The organism is Pseudomonas putida (assembly GCF_009883635.2).
Lineage (GTDB): Bacteria > Pseudomonadota > Gammaproteobacteria > Pseudomonadales > Pseudomonadaceae > Aquipseudomonas > Aquipseudomonas putida_W.
Map to the genome: position 1 here is coordinate 1,800,104 of NZ_CP026115.2, position 14,946 is coordinate 1,815,049.

Below are 14,946 nucleotides of genomic sequence, written 5' to 3' on the forward strand. Positions count from 1 at the left end.
AACGAGCAGGAGGCCACTCATGGCTGATCACGTAGCACTGTCCTTCACTGCCACCTTGCAGGTTGCTGAAGCACCCATCAATGTACTGGGCGACATGACCACCGGGCCCGTAATGCTGGTGAGTCCGCATCAAGCGTCGGGTTACGCGGTTGAAGGCGCCACGACCCTTGGCATGTTGAATGGCACCGAAACGGACTGGCATCACGGCCAGGAGATCGGGCTGATCACCTTCGAGCAAGCCGCCCAGCCAGCGGCGTTGCTGCTGTATTTTCGCCATGGCGATGCGGGTTACCGCCTCTATCTGCGCAGCGGCCCCCAAGCTGGCCAGGGTGTGTTTATCACCGACGATGGCCTTGTGAATGCCCAGCCGATCAAGGCAGAAGACCCAAGCCTGTGGGCGCTGACCGATGCTCAAACCGGTGAGGCGTTCGACCTGACCCAGCTTGAAAATGGGCGCAGGGAAATTCAGCTGGCCAGTGCGGATGGGCATCCGCTGGAAGTGCACAATCTGCATCCGGTGGGCGGGTTTCTGGCCTGCTATCCGGCTGCCCAGCAAGGGACCTTGAGCCTGATCATTCAGGAGCGCGGTGTCGATTGGCTCAAGCCGGCCTGATACGTCGTGCGCCATCCGTCGTCACGTATTAACCTGTGCCACCCCAAGCACAACCCAGCACAGGCCCGGTCTTGACCAGAGAGCAACTCGAAACCCAGCAAATCCCGATCTACTTTGCCGCGGTGCTCGCTGCCGTTGCCTTCGGCCTGCTGGCCGGCGACGCCGCACAACACCTGCAAGCCCTGATCACCCCCGCCATCGCCGTCCTCATGTATGCGATGTTCCTGCAGATCCCCTTCCTTGACCTGCGCCAAGGCCTGGGCAACCGCCGCTTCATGGCTGCCCTGCTGCTTGCCAACTTTGTCCTTGTACCATTGCTGGTGTGGGGCCTCACCCGCGGCTTGGCCGAGCACCCGGCGATCCTGATCGGCGCCCTGCTGGTGCTGCTGACGCCGTGCATCGACTATGTGGTGGTGTTCACCCACATCGGCAAGGGTGACTCGCGCCTGACCCTCGCCGCCACGCCCGTGCTGTTGCTGGTGCAGCTGGTGCTGCTGCCGGTGTACCTGGCGCTGATGCTCGGCGACAGCAGCGGCGTGGCCATCAGCATCGCGCCGTTCGTGGAAGCCTTCGCGCTGCTGATCGTGCTGCCGATGGTCCTCGCCGTACTGACCAGTGCTGGCGCCCGCCGCTCCCGCGCTGTGTCGGCCTGGAATGACGCCTGGGCATGGATGCCGGTGCCCGCGATGGCCCTGGTGCTGGTGGCGGTGATCGGGTCGCAGATTGCCGTGGTTATGCGTGATTTTGACCAGTTGCTGCCGGTGATTCCGGTGTACGTCGGCTTCATGCTGCTGGCGCCGGTGCTCGGGTTCGTTTCGGCACGGTTGCTGCGCCTGCCGGTGGCCGAGGCACGCTCGGTGACCTTCAGCGCCGCGACACGGAACTCGCTGGTGGTGTTGCCATTGGCGCTGGCCTTGCCGGAAGACTTGCGTGCGCTTGCAGCAGCGGCGGTGATCACCCAAACGCTGGTGGAATTAGTGAGCGAGCTGTTATACATCCGTCTGATTCCGCTACTCGTACCACCCCGTCTGGCCTGATCGCAATTTCCTTTAGGGGCGGCCTTCAGCCACGAAAGGGCTGCAATGCAGCCCCCTGGATTCAAGGGGAATATCTCAACCTCATTTTCTCCTCAGTGATCCATCGGGGGCTGCGTGTAATCGAAAATGACCAGCGCAGCAAGCAATCCGATTTGGATTACCAACATCGTCACCAGCAGTCGCCTCATACGCGGCGGGAAGCGTTTAACTTCATCGAGATCAATCAACCCCCTGCGCAAGAAAATCTTCGGCACAGCCAACACCATGGAGATCAATCCTGTGCGCATGAGCTTGCCCAGCAGTCCTGCATGTTGAAAAGTAATTTTATTGCCGGTCACGAATATGCAGTTTGTAAGAAAGGACTCAAAACGCTCAGTGTACTTATGTGCGATATAACACTGTACGACCATAGCCAGCATCATGGATGCAAGGATAATAAACGCAATCCATACAGGCTCAACTGCATTCACTCCGATACCTCGCTATACAATACGTCACCAAAAGTCTCGCCCCACTTGCCCCCTAAATCACCGAAAACCTTCCCCCCCAATGCACCGCCAACGACAGCACAAGCCAATGCTCCGGGGCCGCCTGTAGAGACCCCCAGTACAACGGCACAAATACCGGTCCCTGCCATACCTCCTGCATATCCCCCGGCGCTACCTCCCGCCAGGCTCCCCATCAAAGTCGATGTTTCAACATATTTGGCCCGCCGACACTGATCCTCTCGCCCCGTAGTGCAAGCTTTATGAATCGACAGGCCTGTGGATGCCACATCCAACGCGGTACCGATGTAAGTGCCCTTCTTGACCAGGTTCGACGCTCTGGCAACGCCAGACACCTTGTCGGCATAACCCGCGATTTCACCGGTATGCAGGTAGCTGCGGGTCGAGATGCCCAATGCCTGCTTGACCTTGCCCTGGCGGCGCAACCCCGAACCGTACGCGGCAACATTGCCCAACTGCTTTTCGAGCTTCATGAACAAGGCAGAGCGCTTGGCGTAGAACGCATCACGGGCAGCGAGCGTGCCAGAACCCAGGTAGTCGCGGTGCAGTTTCTCGATATCTTCCAGCGTGGTCTTGATATTGCCAAGGTGCTTGCTCCAACCCTCGCTGGCAGCACCGGCCCCCATCGAAGCGTGGGCCAGCAGACTTTGCAGCAAGTCGAAGTGCTCGAGGAAGAAATCATCCGCGTCCACCCCGCTGGTCAGCAGGCATGCGTGCACCTCGCTAGCCTTGGCCATCAGGAACGCTTCCTGGCTGGTGCAAGAAGGCGTATCGGGGTCGCCCAGGATGACCAGTTCACCGGCCATGACCACGCTGTTGGCAATGTGCGCATTCAAGACATCGAATTTGCCCCTGGCGTAACCGGACACTGGCGTACTGGCTTTCAGCGACTGGTACGACTGGGTTCTTGGGTTGATGAAGCTGCGTGCTTCGGACATGGCCCTACCTCACGCGTACTTCTTGTTGTTGATCCGGTCCCAGCCCCCGGCCACATTACCGCCGCCGCTGCCGTCGGAGCGCTTCTGGCGGGTGTAGGTGGTCTTGATACGCCCGTAGTTCAGCTGGACGATTTCGATGGGAACGCCTGAACTGGCGTTCTGCGAGTAATCGGCAGTTGGTCAGGGTGGTTCGCCCCGATGTGGCACCGCCAGAAGAGCTCGCGGTGGCAGACGTGCTTTGATTCACGCCGAAGTTATAGCCGTTGATTTCGATCCAGTTGGTGTACTGCTCATCCAGCGCTTCGCCAGCAATGTCGTCGATTTGGATGAAAGCGTCAAAGGCCATGCTTACCTCTCCTTGGTAATGGTGGGGAGATACCCCGATGAACGGGTGTGACACGTAGGATGGTGAAATGTTCCCTGGCGTAACGGTTGCCTGAGTTACCCCACACCACCCGAGCCTGCACACCCGCTGCATGGCATGACCAACGACAATTCAAATCCTCACAACGCCTTCATCTCCGCAATATCCCTCGCCACCTGATCCGCCGAGTGATCAAACATCGCCTGCTCCTGAGCATCCAGCGGCAACTCAATCACCCTGGCAATCCCCTCTTCTGCCAGCACGCAGGGAACGCCCATGGCGATATCGGTGCGCCCGTATTCCCCTTCAAGAATCGCAACCGCCGGCAAAATGCGGTTACGCCCATTGGCGATCGCATCCACCATCTGCGCAATGGCCACACCCGGGGCATCGCAGGCGCTGCCGACCTTCTTAAAGCCCAGGATCTCGCCACCACCCTTACGCGTACGCTCGACGATCCGTTCGATCTGCTCAGCGGACAGGAAGTGAGACAGCGGCACCGACCCGACCTGGCAGTAACGCATCAGCGGCACCATGCTGTCGCCATGCCCGCCCAGCACCAGCGCCGTGATGTCTCGGGCAGAAAACCCGGTCTCTTCGGCTATGAAGCACTTCATGCGTGCGGTATCCAGCACCCCCGCCTGCCCGAACACCTTGCCTCGCCCCAGCTTGCTGAGCGACCAGGCCCGGTAGGTGAGCACGTCGACCGGGTTCGACACCACCAGCACTGTCGCCGCCGGCGCATAACGGTTGATGTCCTGCATGATGCCGTCGATGATCGGCAGGTTGATGCTTAATACATCTTGGCGAGATTGCCCGGGCTTGCGCGGCACGCCTGCGGTGATCACCACCAGGTCGGAGTCTTGCAGCATTTCAGGCTTGGCGCCGCCATGAACGCGGGTATCTGAACCCGACTCCACGGCCGCCTGCCACACGTCCAGCGCCTTGCCCTGCGCCAGCTCGCCCTGTACGTCGATCAGCACCAGCTCACGGCAGTATTCTTCCCGGGCGATCACCTGCGCCGCCGCCTCGCCCACGATCCCGGCACCCACGATTGATAACTTGTTCACCTGACACCTCCCAGCGGCGTGCGCCACCTGAGGCGCGCCGGCCTATGCCTACAGTGTAGGAGCGGGAGATCTAGCTCGGCTGCGAAGGCAGATGGATGGTGAAGGTGGTGCCGTAGACCGGGTTGGACGTCATGGTGATCCGCCCTCCGTGCGCCTCGGCAATCTGCTTGACGATAAACAGGCCAAGCCCGACAGAGCGCAACGCATCCTGCCGGTCGCTGCCCCGCGTCATCGGCTCGAACAAGGTCGGCACCAGCGCCTCAGGGATGGCAGGCCCATGATTGTGGACGCTCAGGGTCACGCCCTCGGCGCAGAATTCGGAAGTCAGCGTGACGGGGTAGCGCAGGTCGCCGTATGCCACGCTGTTGGCGACCAGGTTACCGATCATCTGCTGCAACCTGTCCTGATCCACTTCGAACGCGCCCTGCCCCCGTGACAGATGGCGGATGCAAGCGTTGCCAAAGGCGATCCGCAGTTCGCTCACGCACTGGTCCACCGCCCTCAGCAGGTCGACCTGTTGGCGCCGGATACTGATGCCCTGCCCCAGCCTGACCGAGGCGAAGTCCAGCAGGTCGACAACCATGCGCTGCGCGCGCTCGGCCGAGGTGCTGATGCTGCCCAACAGGCGACGCGCCCGGTCGCTGTGGGCATCGCGCCCGAGCAGCTCGGTGGCCATCTTGATGGCCGTCATGGGGTTCTTCAGGTCATGGCTGGCAACGGCGACCATCTGCTCGGCGAGCACCGCGCGCCGCTGGGCTTCGGCGTAGGCCGTGGCCAGCTCTTCCTTGGCCCGCTGCAAGGCTTGCTCGGCAGTGATTTTCTGCGCCAGCAGCTCCTCCGCGCGCTGCATGGCCTGGAACACCAACTGCTCGTTGCGATCGCGCTCGGTGGTGCAGAACAGCGCCAGCTGGTAGCGAACCCCATCGGGGGTTTCGCGCCGCACAGCGTTGAGCAGCATGGCAACCACATGGCCATCGCGATGCCGCAGGCCAACTTTCACCTCCGACACCGAACCCTGCATGTTCAGCAACGGCCCCCAGTGGGTAAGCTGGAAGGTGCGCCCGACCACGGTCAGCAGTTGGTCGAAACTGCGCTGTTTCAAGCTGTCCGTGTCATACCCCAGCCAGTTGCCCAGCGTGGCGTTGCAGCGCACCAGGGTGCCGTCCGCCTCCATGACCACCAACCCGCAGGGCGCGTGCTCGAAGTACGATTCGGTGAACAACACGGCCGGATCATTCATGGCCAAGCCCCAGCCGGGTGAAGAAGCCGTCCATGGCCGCGGAGCAAGCGCTAGGGGCGCTCAGCTGTGGGTAATGGCCCATGTTGTCGACCACCACCAGCTGGCTGTCGGGCAGCACACGATGCAGATACTCACCCACTGCCATCGGCACGACCGGGTCGTCGGAGCTTTGCAGGATCAAGCTCGGCAAGCGCAGGCCGTCCACCTCCTGTCGATGATCAGACAAAAAAATGACCCGGGCGAAATGCCGGGCGATTTGCCCATCGGTCCGGCAGAAACTGCTGAGCAATTGCTCCTGAAGCGCCGGCTCACCGGATGCCCCCATCAGCACGGGCGCCATGGTGCTGGACCAGCCAAGGTAGTTTTCGTCGATAACCGAGAGCAGTGTCTGCACCTCATCGCGCGAAAAGCCCCCGCTGTAGGTGCCCGAGTCGATGTAGCAAGGTGACCCACCGATCATGACCAGGCCGGCAATCCGCCCGGGCCGCTGACGCTCGGCCAGCACGCCGATCATGGCGCTGACCGAGTGGCCGGCGACGATGACGGGGCCTTGGCCATAAGCGTCGATGATCTCGTTGAGGTCTTCCGCGTAGCCCCACAGCGATGCGTATTTCTCCCGATCGTAGGCCGCGAGGTCTGACTGCCCAGCGCCCACCAGGTCATAGGTGATGACGCGCATCCGCTCGACGAGATGCGGCAGCAGAAACTTCCACATGGACTGATCACAGCCAAAGCCATGGGACAGGATCAGGGTGGCGCGGCCTTTGCCCGCGATGCTCACGTTGTTCCGCTGATGGAGAGTCATACCGGTTCCGATGTCGTTCAGCATTGCGCCGGGCAGAGCGATCCATGCGGTCTGCTTGTGAGAATAGTCGACGCGAGAGGCGGGCAACGTGTAATAACTTGGCATGGGTCTTCGGCGGCGCCGAAGACGGGAGTGACGGCCTTTTTGGCGGGGCCGTAAGGCGCACCATACGCGAAATCGGTGATTGCGGTGGAGAATTTGCTGATTATTGCCGATTAACTTCGGACGTCAGCGAGACAACCGTGACGGCAGCCACCGGCACCCAGCCAGAGGCCTGTGCCGGCAGCACAGTGATGAAAAAACTGCCGAAGAACGCCGCAGCTTCAGGGTTGGTGGCGGACACCAGCAAGTCGACACGGTCGTTGTATTGAATGGCAGCGCTATCGAGCCACGTCGTAATGCACCGACAGCAGGCCCTTCTTCTCTTTGAGCTTGAGCACCTTGATCGGCCCGATCAAGCCCGCCGAGGCGACGTGCGTACCGCCGCAGCCGTGCATCGGCAGGGTGCCGAAACACACCGATCGGACACCGTCCTGGTCGATCAGCTGACGGGGCGCGTCGCGCTTTATCAGCGCGTTCACCGCCGCCTCGATGCCTTCGGCAGTCAGCGGCGCGCAGTCGGCCTGACGCTCGAAAACCACCCTGCACTCCCCCGGCCAGTGATGGCCTTTGCTGGGGAGCCAGCCCAAGTTCTGCCCGATACCGGAAATCAGGTGACCGGCCGAATGAAGGCGAGCATGCAGCGCGCGCACCTCGGGCGAGATGGCAATCTCGACGCTGCCCAAGGGCACAGGTTGCCCGACGATATGCGCCACCTCTCCCTCGACATTGAGCACTTCCTCTACCCGGATACCCGCGATGGTTCCCTCATCCGCCAACTGCCCACCACCCTGGGGGTGAAAGAGGGTCTGGGCCAGGTCGACCCGGTAGCGTCCATCCTCCCTCGGCGTGCAGCGCACCACGTGCGTGCTCAAGGTCAACTCATCGCTGGTGTAGTAAAGCCGTTGCGTCATGGATCAAAATCCTCGCTTCTTTCCAGGGCAGTGCCCGATCAAGACTCAAGGGTAAAGAGAGAGGATTTCGCGCACTTGTAAAAAATTGACGGGTTCCGCAGGCGCCCGATCATTCAGGGATCAGTAACGAGACGGGGCAACACCAAAGGCTTGCTTGAAGGCCCGGTTGAAGTGACTCTGATCGTAGAAGCCCACCTCTTGCGCAACCCTGGTCAATTCCCACGGGGTATGGCTCAGCAGCACACAGGCGCGCTCCAGGCGCAATCGCACCAACCAGGCATGTGGCGTCATGCCGACCGTTTGCTTGAACAGCTTAAGGAAGTGAAAACGCTCCAGGCCGCACAACGCTGCCAGTTCTTCGAGCGTTATCTTGTCGGCGAGGTGTTCGTTGCAGTAATCCCGCACACGATGCCACTGCACGACTGAAAGCGTGCCTTTGACGAACTGCGGCTTGACCATCCGCGCTTGGGCGAACAGCCGCCCGAGCAGCATGAGCCATTGAGAATCGACGAACAGCGGGTCTGTAGGCAGCCCCTCGGCGAGCGAGCCGTGCAGCCGGGAAAGTTGAATGGCGAGACTTGCATCCTGCAGCAATGCGCCACCCAGGGCGGAAAACTGATCACGGCCGGTCAGCTCCTGGGTCACGCTGCGCAACAGGTCGGCGGACACCCGGAAGGTCTTGAGCGTGTAAGCGTCGTCGCCGGCGCTGATGCCATCGTGGATTTCGCCAGGTGGCATCAACTGGATGGTGCCCGACGATAGCAACGTCGTCTGGCCATTGAGCACCTGGCGCTGTACGCCCTCGGTGATCAGGCCAACATGGAAATCCAGATGGTAGTGACGCCCGAAACGGAAACTCGAGAAGCGCGCCTCGCTCAGCACCAGCCCAGGGATTTCGCTGTTGCGTTTGTAATCAACGTGGTCTGCCATCTCCCGCCTCCTGCCACACCGGGGGTGATCATCGCATACCTGATCGGGAGCGGTGGTGGCGTGGGCAAGGCTTTGCCACGACCACTCGCTCTTGACAGCATCCCGCCGTACCGGAAATACTTTGAAATAGATTCATATAGATGACCAAATAACAAGGTGAATCGCTCCATGACCGCACTCTCCTGCCTTACCCGCTTTCCCGGCGCCATATCTCCGTGCGCCAGCCCCTGCCCCATTCCTCCGAACTTCGAAGCTTGCGCAGCCAATCGGCTATTTGCCCGTAACAGATGACTGTTCGCTACTGCCCGCAGAACCGCCCGAGATTCCCTGAATGACTCCCTTAGATATACAGCTGTTGCTGACCGCACTGGTCAGTGTCCTGGTGCTGGTAGCGCTGATCGTGTCCCGCCTCAAGATGCACCCGCTGCTGGCCTTGCTGGTGGTGTCCATTGGCGTGGGCTTTGCCACCCGCATGGAGCCCGGCAACATCGTCTCCCACCTGCTAACGGGCGCTGGCAAGACGCTGGGTGCGGTCGGGGTGGTGATCGCGCTGGGCGCGATGCTCGGCAAGATCCTGGCGGACGCTGGCGTCACTGAACAGGTCGCGGATGTGATCCTCAAGCGCACCTCGGACCGGATGATCCCTTGGGCGATGATGCTGGTTGCCTTTGTCATTGGCATCCCGATGTTCTTCGAAGTGGGCCTGGTGATCATGCTGCCGCTGATCTTCAGCGTGGCGCGAAAGTTGGAGAGCAAGGCCCGCTTCAAGGGCTCGGCGTATGTGTATGTCGGTGTGCCGGTGATCGCCGCGCTGGCCGCCATGCACGGCATGGTCCCACCGCACCCTGGCCCCTTGACCGCCATCGCCGTGCTCAAGACCTCGGTCGGGCCCACCATGCTCTATGGCTTCCTTGCCGCGATCCCGGCCATGATTCTGGGCGGCCCACTGTATGGCCTGTTCATTTCGCAGCGCATGAGCACGCGGCCCGACCAGGCATTGCTGGACCAGTTCACCCTGGCCGAGAAAGCCGACGATCAACCCCGCCCCGGCGTAGCGGTCGGCATGCTGGCCGCGTTGCTGCCGGCAATCCTGATGCTGGTGCATGCCGTCGCCGAAATGCTGCTACCCAAGGGCAATGCGCTGCTGGAACTGGCCAGCTTCCTGGGCAACCCGTTGATCGCCATGCTGCTGGGCGTACTGTTCGCCGGCGCAAGCCTGGTACTCGCGCGCGGCGGCAACGCCGAACAGCTGCGCGATGCGCTGGGCAAAAGCCTCAAGCCGATCGCCTCGATCATCATGATCATCGCCGGGGGCGGAGCCTTCCAGGAGATGCTGACCAGCGCCAAGGTCGGCGATGCCATCGTGCACCTGACTCAGCAATCGGCCTTCCCGCCGTTGATCCTGGGGTGGCTGATCGCGATGCTGCTGTCGGTGTCTACCGGCTCCGCCACGGTCGGTATCGTCGGCGCTGCCGGCTTGCTGGCGCCGCTTGCAGGCGCGGACCCGAGCCTGAACCTGCCGTTGCTGGCCCTGTCGATTGGCTGTGGTTCGCTGTTCTTCAACTATGCCAACCACGCGGGCTTCTGGATGGTGAAGGAGTCCTTTGGCATGACCATGGGTGAAGCGACCAAGACCATTTCGGTGGTGCAGTCCATCGTGGCGGTGGTCGGCTTGATCGTGGTGTTGATGCTGAATGCGGGGATTACGGTGGGCTGAGCCGGAAGACCGGCCCAGTTCATCAGTTTGCTCATCGCTTTTCTGCGACCAGGGTGTAGCACATCGGTATTTGTGCTGCGCCCTGCTCGTAGACGTCGTAGACCTCCTCTCGATTGGAATGCGGGTATTCGTCGCATGCACGAAGGGTCAAGCCTGCGCCAGTAACGCTCATGAGCACATCGCTTAGCGGGTGGAGATGCCAGTATGACTGCAGCTCGTTGGGCTCGGCCTTGCCTTCGTAAACGATGGCGCCCGTTTCGACCAGCGGTTCGTTCAGGAAATAGGAAGTGCTGATGCGCCACGGGTCGCTGGCTTCGGGGTCGAGCATTTCCAGGAAGGGGTGCGTTTCGTAGATCACCAGGGTGCCGCCCGGTTTCAGCGTTCTGGCAACGTGGCTGAAGAACAGGGCGAGGTTGGGCATCCAGTTCAGGACACCGATGGTGATCAGGGCGACATCAAAGCGCTCGTTGAGGTTTGCCGGGAGCTCGTGGATGTCGGCTTCGATGAAGTCTGGCGAGTAAGGGGAAATCTCGGCTAGCTCGTGCGCTTGCTTGAGAAATTCGCGAGACTGATCGACGCCGACCACTTCCAATGCGCCAAGAGCAAACAGTGAAAGCACTTCACGGCCATTGTTGCAGCCCAGCTGGATAACGGCCTTTCCCGTTATGCCTACCTGTTTCAACTGGTCAGTCAGGGTGGAATCCAGGCACGAAAAGTCTTTGTGAGCCACGGCATCGATTAGCTGGCTCCAGGCCGCGCTTCGCCGATGGTGATCGGCTGATGCATTCCAGGCATCACGGTTTTTGGCGATGACATCCTTGTGAGAAACCATCTTGAACCTCATCTTTCGTTGTTGAGGCTTCTGACAGTAGCAGCTGTGCCAGCTATAGGCTGGCGACAGCTCTGTTCCCATTCAATCGACCAGGTCGCTCAAGTCGCTGGGGTCGATCATCTTCCCGCATTGCTCACTGGCCAGCCGGCTGATGATCCGGATCGCCTGGTGGATGCCTGCAGTGTTGCGGAAGCTCAGGTGAGGGTTGTGTTCGCACTCCAGCACTTCATCGTGCTGGACCAGGGCTTCGCCGAGCAGTTCGAGGGTCCAGGCGTAGCTTTGAATGGTGGATAAGCGTTCCTGGTCAGTCATGGGGCACCACCTGCGGGTTGGAGGTGGGACGAGCCAGATCGCAGATCGGGTAGAAGCGGTGAGGTTTGGGAGCCGGCGCAGGGCGGCGGCGGAGAACGGATGCGAGGATCCTGAACGGATTTCTGGTGGTCATGCATGAGTTCCTTTCGTTGTGGAACTGCCACCGCTCGCGGCCAAGCAAGTTTAGGTGGCAGCAGTACGCGGGTTGGCCGACCGGGACGAAAGGAGCCCGGCACACCCGAAGGTGTCCCGCGCACCACCGCCATAACGCGACATCGCGGGCACAAAAAAGCGCCTGCGATGAAGACTGGGCGCTGCTGCGCCTTTCGATTCCGACCGGCCAAGGTCGCATCGCCGATGCTTCGGCGACTGGGGGAATTTATCCTTATGTTCCTGCTTTCGCAACCGTAGGCGTCTTGTGGGGTGGCAACGCGCGTTGTAGGAAAGATTCCAACCCCAGCAGGCACTTCGTAAACGCAGGACGAGGCTGATCTGAATCAGGACGGTTCATTTAACCTTCCGGAGATAATTCACTTTCCTGTTAGTTTAGACCCGACTAAGCTTGTGACGCTGAGACTCTCCGTTTGTTAACGGACGCATAGCGACCCAACGAACACTCAAATAAATTCACTCCTCGCCAGAGCCACCGATGTCAATTATTCTAGACCTTGAATACAAGCCATTTCACACCTTCAATAAGAACCTCAAAAAAATAAGATTCATTCAGCACATACAGAAAGACCTAGCCAATTGCGACGCAACAAAGCTACATCTAAAAATACACTTTCTAAATCAATCCTACATAATCCAGTTAGTCGCATTTTGGCAAGTATTTATTGAGGATCTTGCAAAATACGGATTTAGAAAAATCGAGAAATCCGAAGGTAGTCAAATATTGAAAACGATTGCCAAAAACAAACTAAATGAATCACTTAACAGATTCAACACTCCAAACACAAAAAATGTCGACACACTTTTCAAAGAAACCCTCGGCATAAACAAGGTTTCAGAACATTGGCAATCACCAGAGCTTACAAGGGATGAGGCAACGAACACTCTTAGCAAGATCCTGGATGCCAGGCACAGCATTGCTCATGAAGGACAAGCAATAACACCAATGTGCTTCGAAGAAAATTTCAAGAACATGGAGATCATAAGAAAAATTGCTGAGCTAACCGAGAACATAGTTCTTGAAGAGTTGAAATCAGCTCTCGAACTGAAAAAGTAATTATGATCTCCCACGACTTTAGTGACAGCCCATGAACTACCGCATAGAACCCAGGATAGGGAAGTGCGTTTTAAGCGTAGTATCTGCTAAACGATCAAGGCTTCGATCCATCTGACAACATTCACCACCGTTGTTAGGTACGCAGTGTAGGGTGATCTACTCATAGCGTGCACATGCATGGACCGCTCTCAGCTCATAGAAGCTTTTGAGGTTGTATGCATTCAAGATGATGGTGCGCAGGACAGGGGGGTCTGCAAAACATTCAGCGAAAGGGGAGGCGCCCCTCTCGCGGTCGCCCATGGATGTTTGTTTCAGGGGGCGACTGGGGTACCGAAGGTGCTTCTCACGGCCTATCGAGTGGCTCCGGAATGAAACCTTGGCCTCTCAACGCCCTGATGACTCCCCGTATCAAATAATTGTTCGAGAACCCGATCGTGTACTGTCTGGACCCCGGGCTGACCGGTAGCAGCATCCCCTGGTCCACCAGATTCTTGATCTGGTAGGTACGTTGGGCCGCGGTGAGCTTCGGGACTGCCTGCGCAATGTCAGCAGACTTCACAACTTTCATGTTTATCGCACAGGCCAGAATCTGCTCTTCGACTGAAGTGATCCATTCCCGGCTGCGCGCATAACTCACAGCTGGGGACAAAACCGATTTTGTGAGGTAGCCATACTGGGTGAGCCTATCCACTTTCTCCAGCTCATCACGAATGCCCTCAAGCACGTAAATGCACCATGCTTCCAACCCCGCCGCAGTGCCGGTATCAGCCATCCCCAACATGGAATAATACTTTTCCCGGTCGTTGCAGAACACTGCGGTCGGGTTCAGCACCCTCCCGCCCACGTTCACGTTGAAGCCGTACTTCATCAGCAGCGCGTAGGTGAGCAGCCTTACCACTCGCCCGTTGCCATTACCGAATGGGTGAATCCAGCCGAAGCGATGGTGCGCCAGGGCGACCTTCATCAATGCATATTTCGGCGAATCGTCGCGGTTGATGAAGCTGACCAATTCCTGCATGTACTGCGGCACCAGCAGCCCCTCAGGCGGGAGGTGATCCGACTGGGAAATACGCACCGGCCCTTCACGGTAGGCACCGGGTGTGCGGTCTCCTTCGCGACGCAGATCGACCACCGTCATGGCGTGCAGCTCGCGGATCATGTGCTCCGTCAGATCCACGCCGGGCTGCATCACCTGCTCGATGTACTCCATCGCCTTCTCGATGTTGGCGACCTCCAGCAACTGATCGGTGCTTTCGGCTGTGCCTTCGACCTTGCTGTCGATGTAGTCCGCCAGGGTGGTGTGGTTACCCTCGATTCGCGCAGATCCCAAGCTCTCCAATGTATGGAAGATGTCCTTGAGCTGGAAGAAAACCGGTGCAGGTGTGTCGCCCTCTAGCCGTAACCTGCGCAGGAACTCAAGCTCGCTCAACACGTCGACCAAGGGTGAGTCGAAGGAGGGGTTCAGCAACTGGAGATCGTGGTGAGAAAATTGCGGCATCTCTGAATTATCTCTAAGCGGCGATGAGATTATCTCGAATTTTTTTGCTTTTTAGCCCGTATTCATTAGACCCAAGCCTTTACGAAGAAAAGCATTATCTCGAAAGCCGCGCAACCCTAAGTGGAAAAAGGCACGTCGATAAGTGGAATTTGACCCGTGTTGGGTGCAAGCCTCGGGGCCGAGAGGGGACGAAAAATCACAGGCAAAAGAAAACCGCCCAAGCGGCGGTTTCATTGGCCTTCACGGATCTTGGAGATACACCGCGAACAAGGATGTCTGGTGCCGGAGACAGGAATCGAACCTGCGACCTTCGCGTTACGAGTGCGCTGCTCTACCGACTGAGCTACACCGGCGTGTAGCGCAACGTACCACTGCCGCACCCGCCGCGTAAACCCCTGTTTCCCCGGCCTTATTCCCCGCCCCTCAGGACGCTTTGCAGCCCTTCGGCGCGAGGTCTTCCTCGATGTTGGTAGTGCAGCTCCAGCCGGTAGGCGAGCGGGTCAGGGTCAGGCTCTTGCCAACCACATTGGCCGGCGCATCAGCCAGGGTGCACGCGATCGTGCCAGTCCCGTCCGCCGCCTTGCTGCTGACCGTGATCGCACAGTTCGCCGTAGCCGGCTGGCCACCCAACTCAGCCACACTCCCCACATCCTTGCCTTCATTCAACCGCAGCTCCATCGCCGTCTTCAGCGCGCTGATTTCCAACAACCCGGCCGCAGCCTTGGTGCGGGACTGGTGGTTGGTGTACATCGGGATGGCGATGGTCGCCAGAATGCCAATGATCGCGACGACGATCATCAGTTCGATCAGGGTGATACCGCGTTGCCCTTTCATGAACGATTT

Annotated in this window: 16 protein-coding genes, 1 tRNA gene and 1 pseudogene; 5 read left to right on the forward strand and 13 right to left on the reverse strand. The window is 59.3% G+C overall.

What is annotated here, in order from left to right:
• The first annotated feature begins 19 nt into the window (after nt 1-19).
• Nucleotides 20-613: a hypothetical protein gene (locus tag C2H86_RS08255; protein ID WP_159412172.1), complete on the forward strand. Its 594-nt coding sequence runs from the start codon at nt 20-22 to the stop codon at nt 611-613.
• Between the two features lie 71 nt (nt 614-684).
• Nucleotides 685-1,650, forward strand: a complete 966-nt coding sequence (locus C2H86_RS08260) for an arsenic resistance protein (protein WP_159412173.1) — start codon at nt 685-687, stop codon at nt 1,648-1,650.
• A 92-nt stretch (nt 1,651-1,742) separates the two neighbouring features.
• On the opposite strand, the gene C2H86_RS08265 is transcribed toward C2H86_RS08260, so the two are convergent.
• From C2H86_RS08265 to C2H86_RS08290, 6 genes and pseudogenes are all read right to left on the reverse strand, one after another.
• Nucleotides 1,743-2,120, reverse strand: coding sequence for a hypothetical protein (locus C2H86_RS08265; RefSeq protein WP_159412174.1), 378 nt, complete (start codon nt 2,118-2,120; stop codon nt 1,743-1,745).
• Complete coding sequence (locus C2H86_RS08270) at nt 2,117-3,094, reverse strand: hypothetical protein (RefSeq protein ID WP_159412175.1); 978 nt, start codon at nt 3,092-3,094, stop codon at nt 2,117-2,119. Before C2H86_RS08270 ends, C2H86_RS08265 begins: the two co-directional genes overlap by 4 nt.
• Nucleotides 3,095-3,103: 9 nt before the next feature.
• A pseudogene (locus C2H86_RS08275) lies at nt 3,104-3,440 on the reverse strand (type VI secretion system tube protein Hcp).
• Nucleotides 3,441-3,598: 158 nt separating this feature from the next.
• The gene (locus C2H86_RS08280) at nt 3,599-4,528 is read right to left on the reverse strand and encodes a malate dehydrogenase (protein ID WP_159412176.1); all 930 of its coding nucleotides are present in this window, start codon (nt 4,526-4,528) and stop codon (nt 3,599-3,601) included.
• Nucleotides 4,529-4,598: 70 nt separating this feature from the next.
• Complete coding sequence (locus C2H86_RS08285; protein WP_205524599.1) at nt 4,599-5,768, reverse strand: PAS domain-containing sensor histidine kinase; 1,170 nt, start codon at nt 5,766-5,768, stop codon at nt 4,599-4,601.
• On the reverse strand, nt 5,761-6,573 hold the full coding sequence (locus C2H86_RS08290) for an alpha/beta fold hydrolase (protein WP_159412177.1): 813 nt from the start codon (nt 6,571-6,573) through the stop codon (nt 5,761-5,763). Before C2H86_RS08290 ends, C2H86_RS08285 begins: the two co-directional genes overlap by 8 nt.
• A 98-nt stretch (nt 6,574-6,671) precedes the next feature.
• On the opposite strand from C2H86_RS08290, the gene C2H86_RS08295 reads away from it, so the two are divergent.
• A complete protein-coding gene (locus C2H86_RS08295) occupies nt 6,672-6,944 on the forward strand; it encodes a hypothetical protein (RefSeq protein WP_159412178.1) in 273 nt (90 codons plus the stop codon).
• Between the two features lie 9 nt (nt 6,945-6,953).
• Here the strand turns inward: C2H86_RS08295 and C2H86_RS08300 are convergent, their stop codons facing one another.
• Entirely contained in the window at nt 6,954-7,586 is a 633-nt protein-coding gene (locus C2H86_RS08300) for an alanyl-tRNA editing protein (RefSeq protein WP_159412179.1), read from the reverse strand.
• A gap of 120 nt (nt 7,587-7,706) precedes the next feature.
• Nucleotides 7,707-8,516, reverse strand: a complete 810-nt coding sequence (locus tag C2H86_RS08305; RefSeq protein ID WP_159412180.1) for an AraC family transcriptional regulator — start codon at nt 8,514-8,516, stop codon at nt 7,707-7,709.
• A 331-nt stretch (nt 8,517-8,847) separates the two neighbouring features.
• Here C2H86_RS08305 and C2H86_RS08310 point away from each other — a divergent pair, with 331 nt between their 5' ends.
• Nucleotides 8,848-10,233, forward strand: coding sequence for a GntP family permease (locus tag C2H86_RS08310; protein ID WP_159412181.1), 1,386 nt, complete (start codon nt 8,848-8,850; stop codon nt 10,231-10,233).
• A gap of 31 nt (nt 10,234-10,264) precedes the next feature.
• Here C2H86_RS08310 and C2H86_RS08315 read toward each other — a convergent pair whose 3' ends face one another.
• Nucleotides 10,265-11,065 (reverse strand): class I SAM-dependent methyltransferase, encoded by an 801-nt coding sequence (locus C2H86_RS08315; protein ID WP_240349692.1) that lies wholly within the window; start codon nt 11,063-11,065, stop codon nt 10,265-10,267.
• Nucleotides 11,066-11,146: 81 nt separating this feature from the next.
• The gene (locus C2H86_RS08320) at nt 11,147-11,377 is read right to left on the reverse strand and encodes a hypothetical protein (protein ID WP_110639746.1); all 231 of its coding nucleotides are present in this window, start codon (nt 11,375-11,377) and stop codon (nt 11,147-11,149) included.
• Between the two features lie 649 nt (nt 11,378-12,026).
• Between C2H86_RS08320 and C2H86_RS08325 the strand changes: the two genes are divergently transcribed.
• Nucleotides 12,027-12,605 carry a HEPN domain-containing protein gene (locus C2H86_RS08325; protein WP_159412183.1) on the forward strand — a complete coding sequence of 193 codons (579 nt, stop codon included), beginning with the start codon at nt 12,027-12,029 and terminating at the stop codon, nt 12,603-12,605.
• Nucleotides 12,606-12,948: 343 nt separating this feature from the next.
• On the opposite strand, the gene C2H86_RS08330 is transcribed toward C2H86_RS08325, so the two are convergent.
• The 3 genes from C2H86_RS08330 to C2H86_RS08340 form a co-directional block, all read right to left on the reverse strand.
• On the reverse strand, nt 12,949-14,103 hold the full coding sequence (locus C2H86_RS08330) for a Fic family protein (protein WP_159412184.1): 1,155 nt from the start codon (nt 14,101-14,103) through the stop codon (nt 12,949-12,951).
• A gap of 277 nt (nt 14,104-14,380) precedes the next feature.
• Nucleotides 14,381-14,456: transfer RNA gene (locus C2H86_RS08335), tRNA-Thr, on the reverse strand.
• A 70-nt stretch (nt 14,457-14,526) separates the two neighbouring features.
• Nucleotides 14,527-14,937, reverse strand: coding sequence for a pilin (locus tag C2H86_RS08340; RefSeq protein ID WP_159412185.1), 411 nt, complete (start codon nt 14,935-14,937; stop codon nt 14,527-14,529).
• Nucleotides 14,938-14,946 lie beyond the last annotated feature (9 nt).

Coding starts and splice junctions, on each gene's coding strand:
- C2H86_RS08320 (WP_110639746.1), bottom strand. CDS start 11,377: ATGACTGACCAGGAACGCTTATCCACCATTCAAAGCTACGCCTGGACC.
- C2H86_RS08340 (WP_159412185.1), bottom strand. CDS start 14,937: ATGAAAGGGCAACGCGGTATCACCCTGATCGAACTGATGATCGTCGTC.
- C2H86_RS08315 (WP_240349692.1), bottom strand. CDS start 11,065: ATGGTTTCTCACAAGGATGTCATCGCCAAAAACCGTGATGCCTGGAAT.
- C2H86_RS08330 (WP_159412184.1), bottom strand. CDS start 14,103: ATGCCGCAATTTTCTCACCACGATCTCCAGTTGCTGAACCCCTCCTTC.
- C2H86_RS08255 (WP_159412172.1), top strand. CDS start 20: ATGGCTGATCACGTAGCACTGTCCTTCACTGCCACCTTGCAGGTTGCT.
- C2H86_RS08325 (WP_159412183.1), top strand. CDS start 12,027: ATGTCAATTATTCTAGACCTTGAATACAAGCCATTTCACACCTTCAAT.
- C2H86_RS08290 (WP_159412177.1), bottom strand. CDS start 6,573: ATGACTCTCCATCAGCGGAACAACGTGAGCATCGCGGGCAAAGGCCGC.
- C2H86_RS08310 (WP_159412181.1), top strand. CDS start 8,848: ATGACTCCCTTAGATATACAGCTGTTGCTGACCGCACTGGTCAGTGTC.
- C2H86_RS08270 (WP_159412175.1), bottom strand. CDS start 3,094: ATGTCCGAAGCACGCAGCTTCATCAACCCAAGAACCCAGTCGTACCAG.
- C2H86_RS08285 (WP_205524599.1), bottom strand. CDS start 5,768: ATGAATGATCCGGCCGTGTTGTTCACCGAATCGTACTTCGAGCACGCG.
- C2H86_RS08305 (WP_159412180.1), bottom strand. CDS start 8,516: ATGGCAGACCACGTTGATTACAAACGCAACAGCGAAATCCCTGGGCTG.
- C2H86_RS08300 (WP_159412179.1), bottom strand. CDS start 7,586: ATGACGCAACGGCTTTACTACACCAGCGATGAGTTGACCTTGAGCACG.